Annotated in this window: 6 protein-coding genes and 1 pseudogene; 1 reads left to right on the top strand and 6 read right to left on the bottom strand. The window is 70.2% G+C overall.

Going from position 1 to position 8,412, the window contains the following annotated elements; all coding sequences use genetic code 11:
- The 6 genes from ACFE7F_RS14940 to ruvB all read right to left on the bottom strand — a co-directional run.
- Nucleotides 1–985 (bottom strand): ATP-dependent metallopeptidase FtsH/Yme1/Tma family protein (locus ACFE7F_RS14940; RefSeq protein WP_375404645.1); only part of this gene is annotated, 985 nt, incomplete at its 3' end.
- Between the two features lie 235 nt (nucleotides 986–1,220).
- A complete protein-coding gene (tilS, locus tag ACFE7F_RS14935; protein ID WP_375404643.1) occupies nucleotides 1,221–2,186 on the bottom strand; it encodes a tRNA lysidine(34) synthetase TilS in 966 nt (321 codons plus the stop codon).
- Between the two features lie 34 nt (nucleotides 2,187–2,220).
- Nucleotides 2,221–3,117: a hypothetical protein gene (locus ACFE7F_RS14930; protein WP_375404644.1), complete on the bottom strand. Its 897-nt coding sequence runs from the start codon at nucleotides 3,115–3,117 to the stop codon at nucleotides 2,221–2,223.
- A 76-nt stretch (nucleotides 3,118–3,193) separates the two neighbouring features.
- Nucleotides 3,194–4,180, bottom strand: a complete 987-nt coding sequence (locus tag ACFE7F_RS14925; protein WP_375404642.1) for a helix-turn-helix domain-containing protein — start codon at nucleotides 4,178–4,180, stop codon at nucleotides 3,194–3,196.
- A 106-nt stretch (nucleotides 4,181–4,286) separates the two neighbouring features.
- Nucleotides 4,287–6,560: a phosphoenolpyruvate--protein phosphotransferase gene (gene ptsP, locus ACFE7F_RS14920; protein WP_375404641.1), complete on the bottom strand. Its 2,274-nt coding sequence runs from the start codon at nucleotides 6,558–6,560 to the stop codon at nucleotides 4,287–4,289.
- 432 nt (nucleotides 6,561–6,992) lie between these two features.
- Nucleotides 6,993–8,015 (bottom strand): Holliday junction branch migration DNA helicase RuvB, encoded by a 1,023-nt coding sequence (gene ruvB, locus ACFE7F_RS14915; RefSeq protein ID WP_375404640.1) that lies wholly within the window; start codon nucleotides 8,013–8,015, stop codon nucleotides 6,993–6,995.
- Between the two features lie 161 nt (nucleotides 8,016–8,176).
- Between ruvB and ACFE7F_RS14910 the strand changes: the two are divergent.
- Nucleotides 8,177–8,412 (top strand): annotated as a pseudogene (locus tag ACFE7F_RS14910) (hypothetical protein); the annotation flags it as partial.

The following is an 8,412-nucleotide window of genomic DNA, read 5'->3' as shown; positions in this document are numbered from 1 at the left end:
GCAGCGCGGGGTCGAGCACGTCGGGACGGTTGGTCGCCGCGATGATGATGATGCCTTCGTTGGCCTCGAAGCCGTCCATCTCGACGAGCAACTGGTTGAGCGTCTGCTCCCGCTCGTCGTTGCCGTTGCCCAGCCCCGCGCCGCGGTGGCGGCCAACCGCATCGATCTCGTCGATGAACACGATGCATGGCGCGGACTTCTTGGCCTGTTCGAACATGTCGCGCACGCGGCTCGCACCGACGCCCACGAACATCTCGACGAAGTCGGAACCCGAAATGGTGAAGAACGGCACGCCCGCCTCGCCCGCGATCGCGCGGGCGAGCAGCGTCTTGCCGGTGCCGGGCGATCCGACCAGCAGTGCGCCCTTGGGGATCTTGCCGCCCAGCCGCGCGAACTTGGTCGGGTCCTTCAGGAACTCGACGATCTCCTCCAGCTCCTCGCGCGCCTCATCGATGCCCGCGACGTCGGCAAAGGTAACCTTGCCCTCCTTCTGCGTCAGCATCTTGGCGCGCGACTTGCCGAAGCCCATCGCACCATTCGCGCCGCCGCCCTTCTGCATCTGCTTGAGCACGAAGAATGCGATGCCCAAGAACAGCAGGAACGGAAGCGACTGGTACAGAAGCACCATCCAGATCGACGGCCCCTCATCCGCCTTGGCGGTGAACGAGACGCCCTTCTCGCGCAACTTGGTGATGAGCGTGGGATCCTGGACGGGCGCAGTGCGGAACTTCTCGCCCGACGACAGCGTCCCCGCGATCGTCTCGCGCGAGATCGTCACGTCCCGTACGGTGCCCTCGTCAACCTTGTCGAGGAAGGCGGAATATTGAATCTGGTTGCCCGTCGCCGCGCCGCCGCGACCGTCGAACATGGTCACGAGCAGCGCCAGCGACAGCAGAATGCCGACCCAGACCAGCAGGCTCTTCATCCAGGGGTTGGGACCGGGGCCGCCGTTCTCGGACGAGGGCTGCTTGTTGTCGTCTTTCATGCTGAGCAAGATAAGCGCATGCGGGTTAATGGCAATGGAACGAACCCGCCGTTCGGACGAGAGATTGGGCGGTTCGGCGCGCGAGCATCGAACCTGAATAAATCTAAGGAAGTATAGGCGTGAACGCGGCCTCGGTGCCGTCCGGAAAGCGGCGGAAACGACGGCGCGTTGGATCGACTCGGACCGGTCATCCGACATACCGACCACATATTGCGGGCTGTAGGGAAGCCGTCTTCTAACTCCGCCGCGGCGGAGCCGGACGCAACCGCCAACGACCATCGCGGACGGAGGCGAGGACGCCCGCCTGCGTGACCCGGCGGCCCTGCTCCAGCCCATCGAGCATAGCCTCGACGTTGCTCGCCTCGCCGAACGCCGGCTCGGTCAGCCCGGCGACGGCGCGCGTCACCGCCAGCGCGCGGCGGACCAGGCGACGGCGCACCTCACGCGGTAGGTCGGTCGCGTTGACCCGCACGTCGTCGCCGTCCACGACCGCGCGCGCCGCCCACAACCAGTCCACGACCGCGCGCAGATCACCGTCCGCCTCCGCCAGATAGCCGGCCGAGCGGGCGAGGTTGGCGGGGCCGAGCCACTCGTTCGCGTCCAGCAGCCGGCGGACGCGGGTGCGCTCGAACCGATCGTCGGCGTTGGAAGGATCATCGACGAAGGGTAGCTCGCGCCGCCGGGCCACCGCGCGCAGCTCCGCGCGCCGCCAATCGAGGAGTGGCCGGACGACCATCATCCCCGCGATCACCGTCCGCGCGCGCACCCCGGCGAGTCCGGCCAGCCCCGACCCGCGGCCTGCGCGCATCAGGAATGTCTCCGCCTGGTCGTCGGCATGGTGCGCGGTCGCGACCGCCTCGATCCCGCCTGCCCCCGCCCAGCGCGCGAGCAGCGCATACCGCACCCCGCGCGCCTGCGCCTGGACGCCGGCTCCGACGATCGCCGCGTCGGGCACGAGCACGGCATGCGGCACGCCCAGCCGGACGCACGCGCCCGCGACGAGCGCGGCCTCCCTCTCGGCTTCGGGCCGCAGCCGGTGATCGACGGTGGCGACCGATACCCGCCCATCCAACGCCTCGGTCGCGAGCGCGAGCATCGCCATGCTGTCCGGCCCGCCCGATACCGCCAAGCCGATCACGCCGCCGTGCCCGTCCCCGAACGCGCGGGCCAGGTCGACGCGGAAACGGCCGACTTCCTCCACGCGCCCTACCCCGCGCCGCGCGAGGACGGGGCGTTCACGAACATTTCGCGGCGGTGCGGCCTCGGATGATGCCGGCCTTCATCCGCGCGTCGATCTTGCCGCCATACACATCGCCCAGTTCGCCATAGACCTTGCAGGCGTCGGCGGGTTTCCCGAGCGTCTGGAGCGCCTGGGCGAGGTAGTAGAGGCTGTCGGGCGCACGCTCGCCCTGCGGCATCTTCTTGTAATTGTCGTAAAAGGCGATCGAAGCGAGCGAAGGCTTGCCGCCGTCGAGATACGACCGGCCGAGCAAATTTTGCGCATAGGAGGCGCGGCGGTGCTTGGGATGAGCGGCCACCACCTTCTTCAGCTGCGTCTCCGCCTCGGCATAGCGCTTGGCCGTCCAAAGCCGATAACCATATAGATAGGCGTCCTCGGCGGGATCGCCCGTATCCTGCTCGACGATCGGCGCGGAGGCAGCCTGACCCGCATCGGCCTGGTCGGGCGTGGGTTCCGCCGACGGCGCGTCGCTCCGCGCGCCCGGCGTCGATCCGGCGATGCGGTCTTCCAGCACCTGAAGGCGCGCGTCGGTTGCGCGCTTGTAAGTCGCGAAGCCCTCGTCGAGCTGGCGCTGGCGGAACTGGTTCTGCTCGATCTGGCCGGTCATCGTGGCGATCTGCCCCTCCAGCGAGGCGACCCGCGCGGTCAGGTCGGCGATGGGGCTGGAGGCGGACGCGCCGGGCGGCGGCTCGGCCGCCTGCGGCGCGCGCTCGATCTCGGGTTGAAGCAGCTGGCCCGCGCCGCCGGGAAACACCTTGCGCTGGACGGCGCGCATCTCCGATTCGAGCTTGCCGACGCGGCCCTCGACGGTTTGCGCGGCGGCCGGGCCGGGCGCGGACAGGGCTGTGGCGGTCAGGGCCGTGGCGATTGGGGCGAACAGGATAGGACGCATGAACTGAACACCCCCGGCGTGATAATTGGCTGGCCGCCATAATTGCACCACGCCGCCTGTCGCCAGCATGAAGGGGTCAGCGCCCCGTCTGGGCGCGAATGCGGGCGGCAGACTCCAGGTTGGCGCGTTGCGTCTCGCTTAAGGCGCGGCGCGGTGGCGATCTTCGCCCGGCCGCGGGCGGATCGCGGCGCGGCGGCGCGGCGCCGGCGACGATCGCGCTGGCGGCTGCGCCCGCGATCGGCACGGTGGACGAGGCCTGGGTCGGCGCAATCGCGGTCACGCCCGCGATCCGATCGGCGATCGCCGCGCCGCCGATCCGCACATCGTTGATCGGGCGCGCGCCCGTGCCGAGCGCGGGCACCGCCGACCCGTTGAGCGTCACCTGCAGCTTGTCGGGACGGCCGACATCGATGCGGGGATCGCGGGCACCTGCGGGCACGTCGAACCGCTCGCCCTGCTTCATGGTGCCCGTGTAGAGCGTCCGGTCGTCGGCGTCGTAGACGCGCATCCAGACATCGTCGGCGGCGGCGAGCGTTACCTGTCCGCCACCGGCCGGTGTCGGCACAGGCGCGGGGGTGGTGGGGACCGACGCCACGACCGCCTCGGGAGCGCTCGTCGCCATGCCGCCCGTATCGAACCGCGTGCTCGCGAACCACAGCCCACCCAGGATCAATAGCGCGAGCGCCAGCCCCGCGGCGACGATCGCCACCCCGCGCGAGGGCACGCGTGCCGGATCAGCCATCTCGTAGGGGGTATATTCGACCTTCCTGGGACCGGCGCGGTCGAGCTCGATCCGGACCTCCTTGGCGACGCCCACGTCGCTCAGGCCCACCGCCCGGGCGTAGGCGCGCGCAAAGCCGACGGCGTAGGCGCCCGACGGCAGGCTGGCGTAGGCGCCCGCCTCGATCGACGCCAGATGACGCTTGGGCACGCGCGTCCTGGCGCTGATCTCGTCGAGCGTCAGCCCTTGCGCCTCGCGCGCCGCGCGCAGCGTGTCGCCCACCGGCCCGGGTTCGGCCGCCTCGCCTTGCACCGGGCCTGGAACCGGATCGCCCTCTGCCATTCCCACTCCGCACCCGGCGCCCGCGCCCGCCGCGCGTCCCCGCTGGTCTACGTCACAGAGCGCCGGGGGCGTGTCAACGCGGGACGGGTAACGTTTCGTCGAATCCTCAAGCCAGCTCGACGCCGGACGCCGCCGCCCATGCGCCCAAATCCGCGCGGAGCGTCCTGGGCGGTGCGTTCCCGAGCAGTTCGGCCATCCGCGCGCGCACCGCGCTCCGGTCGAGCGAGCGGATCATTGCCTTAACCGGGCCGACCGCTGCCGGGGTGATCGACAGCCGGTCGATGCCGACGCCGATCAGCGCCATCGCCTCCAGCGGCCGTCCACCCATTTCGCCGCACACCGCGACCGGTACTCCCGCGGCGTGGGCGGCATCCGCGACCCGGCGCAAAAAGCGCAGGATCGACGGGGAAAGCCAGTCGTATCGCTCTGCCAGCTTGGGATTGGCGCGGTCGGCGGCGAACAGGAACTGGGTCAGGTCGTTGGTGCCGATCGACAGGAAATCGATCCTGGGAAGCAGCACGTCCAGCTGCTCGGCCAGCGCGGGCACCTCCAGCATCGCGCCGTAGCGGACGTTCGTCGGCAGGCGGCGGCCGCGGTCCGCGATCCATGCGCGCTGCGTCTCGAACAGCGCCTTCGCCTCGTCGAACTCCCACGGTTCCGACACCATCGGGAACATGACGCTCAGCGTCCGTCCCGCCCCCGCCTCGAGCAGCGCGCGCGCCTGCGCCTTCATCAACCCGTCGCGCTCCAACGCCACGCGCAGCGCGCGCCAGCCCATGGCCGGGTTCTCCTCGTCCTCCGCCGAGGTGTTGAGGTACGGCAGCGCCTTGTCGCCGCCGATATCGACCGTGCGGAATACCACCGGGCGCTGGCCCGCCGCGTCCAGCACCTCGCGGTATAGTCGCTGCTGGTGCTCGCGCCGGGGAAGCGTGGCGGAGACGAGGAACTGGAACTCGGTGCGGAACAGCCCGATCCCGTCCGCCCCCGTCTGGTCGAGCGCGTGGACGTCGTCGCGCAGCCCGGCATTGACCATCAGCGTGACCCGGTGGCCGTCGGCCGTGACCGGCGGCACGTCGCGCAGCGCCGCGAACACCGCCCGGCGCTTCTGGCGCAGGACGAGCTTGCCTTCGAACGCCTCCTCCATCGCCGTGGAGGGCCGCGCGAAGACGTTGGCCTCGCCGACATCCAGAAGCAGCAGGTCGCCCTCGGCCACCTGTCGCCGGATGTCGCGCGCGCGGCCGAGCACGGGCACCCCCATCGCGCGCGCGACGATGATGACGTGCGCGGTGAGCGACCCCTCCTCCAGGATCACGCCCTTCAAACGCCGGCGATCATATTCCAGAAGCTCGGCCGGCCCCAGATTGCGCGCGATCAGGACCGTGTCCCGGCGCAGCCCCGACTGCGCGGCCGTCCCCATCTGGCCCGACACGGTGCGGAGCAGCCGGTTCGCCAGATCCTCCAGATCGTGCATCCGGTCGGCGAGCAGCGGATCGTCGATCTGGCGCATCCGCTGGCGGGTGCGCTGCTGGACCCGCTCGATCGCGGCCTCGGCGGTCAGCCCGCTGTCGATCGCCTCGTTGATGCGTCTGGCCCACCCCTCGTCATAAGCGAACATCTTGTAGGTCTGGAGCACCTCGTCATGCTCGCCCCCGCCGCCGAACTCGGCCTGCGCGGCCATGCGGTCGATCTGCTCGCGCATCCGGTCGAACGCGGAATAGACGCGCGCGCGCTCGGCCTCCGTGTCCTCGGCGACCGTATGCTCGATGACGATGCGCGGCTGGTGGAACACGGCGTAGCCCGAACCCATGCCGTCGACGAGCTTCTGCCCCATGATCCGCATCGGCGCGGTCGATTGCGGCCGGCTCGGCACGTCGCCGCCGTCGATCAGCCCGGCGTTGGCGATCAGCTCGGACAGCACCATCGCCACCGTCTGCAGCGCCTCGATCTCGACATCGGCATAGGCGCGCGGTTCGGCATGCTGGACCGCGAGCACCCCCACCGCGCGCTCCCGCCGAATCACGGGGACGCCCGCGAAGCTGTGATACCGATCCTCGCCCGTCTCGGGCCGGTAGGCGAAGGCGGGATGCGACGCCGCCTCGTCCAGGTTCAGGACCTCCGACCCCTGCGCGATCGTGCCCACCAGCCCCTCGCCCATCGCGAGCTTGGTGACGTGCACCGCCTCCTGCGCCAGCCCGCGGGTGGCGTAGAGCTCCAGCACGCCCTCGCGCAGCAGGTAGATCGAGCACACCTCGCTCGCGATCGCCTCGCCCACGATCTGGACGACTTGGTTCAGCTTGGCCTGGGCGGCGGTGCGCGCGGCCATCACGTCGTGGAGGCGCGTCAGGATTTCGCGGGCGGATGCGGCGGCCGATACGGGCATGGCGTCCTCGCTAACAGATCGATGGTGGTTCTTCACCCTACCCTTTTCTTCTCCCCTTTCTCTGGAAAGTAGGGGGTGGGTGAATGGAGCAAGCTTATGACGAAGAGGACGGCGTCAGCGAGGCGTAGGCGGAAGAGGCTTGCGCAAGCGGTGCTGCTGGAGTGGCGAGCTGTAGCGCAATGATGTTTAACGCGGCGGCGAAGGGGAGCGTCATATCACCTTAGCTGTCGTTACATACTTAAACCTGTCGACCGTGGGACGTCCTTTTCAACCCCTCTCCCGCCTTCGCGGGAGAGGGACAGGCGCGAAGCGCCAGGGTGAGGGCCGGACCGCGCTCGGACAGGCCCGCCCCTCACCCTCGCCGCGGCGACGCCACGTCTCTCCCTCTCCCGCAAAAGCGGGAGAGGGTTGGTGCAAAGCCCTCACTCGTTCTCAGTCGAACAACCCGTCCTGGCTCCCCGCCGGCGGGTTCAGGCCCAGATGCTTCCACCCGCCCGCGTTCAGACACCGTCCCCGCGCGGTGCGGGCGATCAGGCCGAGCTGGATCAGGAAGGGCTCGATCACCTCCTCGACCGTATCGCGCGGTTCGGACAGGCCGGCCGCCAGCGTCTCCACGCCGACGGGGCCGCCGCGGTACACGTCCGCGATCATCGTCAGGTAGCGCCGGTCCATCGCGTCGAGTCCCAGCCCGTCGACCTCCAGCCGGTTGAGCGCGGCGTCCGCCACCTTCGCATCGACCGTCCCCGCCCCCGCCACGTCGGCGAAATCGCGCACCCGGCGCAGTAGCCGCCCGGCGATGCGCGGCGTGCCCCGCGCGCGCCTGGCAACCTCCGCCGCGCCGTCGGGGGCGATGGCGAGACCCAGCAGCCCGGCGGCGCGCGTGACCACGCGCGTCAATTCCTCGACGGTGTAGAACTGCAGGCGGACGGGGATGCCGAACCGGTCGCGCAAGGGAGTGGTCAGCAAGCCTTGCCGCGTCGTCGCGCCGACGAGCGTGAAGCGCGGCAGGTCGATGCGCACCGATCGCGCCGACGGCCCTTCCCCGATCATCAGGTCGAGCGCGCGATCCTCCATCGCCGGGTACAGCACCTCCTCGACAGCGGGCGCGAGCCGGTGGATCTCGTCGATGAACAGGACGTCGCCGTCCTCCAAATTGGTGAGCAGCGCCGCCAGGTCGCCCGACTTGGCGATGACGGGCCCCGACGTGGCGCGAAACCCCACCCCCATCTCCCGCGCGACGATCTGCGCCAGCGTGGTCTTGCCCAGCCCCGGCGGCCCGAAAAACAGCACATGGTCGAGCGCGTCGCCCCGCGCCCGCGCCGCCTGGATGAACACCCGCAGGTTCTCGCGCGCCGCCTTCTGTCCCACGAAGTCGTCGAGCGTCTTGGGACGCAGCGCGGCGTCGACGTCCTCCGGACGGCGCGCGGCGGTGAGGAGGCGGTCGGCATCGGTCACGCGCCGGCCCTAGCGAAGCGCGAGTCGGGGGTCGAGCGGGCGGGAGCGTCTCCTCCGAAATGAATCGAGGCGCGTTGGAACGGGCGGCCGGGCGGCTGGTTTCCCCCTCGCATCCCGCCCCCGATCCTCGGGCGACGCGCGGACTGCCCGGGGAGAACATCATGCCGAAGCGTTTCGCCGCCACCGAGGGCGCGATCGAGAAGGGCCTGGAAAACGCCACGCCCAAATCCGGCGCCAAGCTGGCCCACGAATGGGCGTCCGCGCTGGAGGAGACCGAGGTCACCGGCGCCAAGGGCGTGCGCGGCGACCTGGAAAAGCTCGCCAAGGAACTTGAAAAGGACGAGCCGAACCAGGCGACCGTGACCAAGCTGCTCGGCAAGCTCGGCCCGGCGACCGT

Origin of the sequence: uncultured Sphingomonas sp., assembly GCF_964235535.1 — a bacterium.
In the GTDB taxonomy this organism is placed as follows: domain Bacteria; phylum Pseudomonadota; class Alphaproteobacteria; order Sphingomonadales; family Sphingomonadaceae; genus Sphingomonas.
The sequence above is the reverse complement of the archived record's forward strand: the minus strand, read 5'-3'. Positions and strand labels throughout refer to the sequence as shown.

Bases quoted from the DNA above. Each gene is read 5' to 3' on its own strand.
- ACFE7F_RS14925 (WP_375404642.1), bottom strand. From the start codon at position 4,180: ATGGCAGAGGGCGATCCGGTTCCAGGCCCGGTGCAAGGCGAGGCGGCC.
- ptsP (WP_375404641.1), bottom strand. From the start codon at position 6,560: ATGCCCGTATCGGCCGCCGCATCCGCCCGCGAAATCCTGACGCGCCTC.
- ACFE7F_RS14930 (WP_375404644.1), bottom strand. From the start codon at position 3,117: ATGCGTCCTATCCTGTTCGCCCCAATCGCCACGGCCCTGACCGCCACA.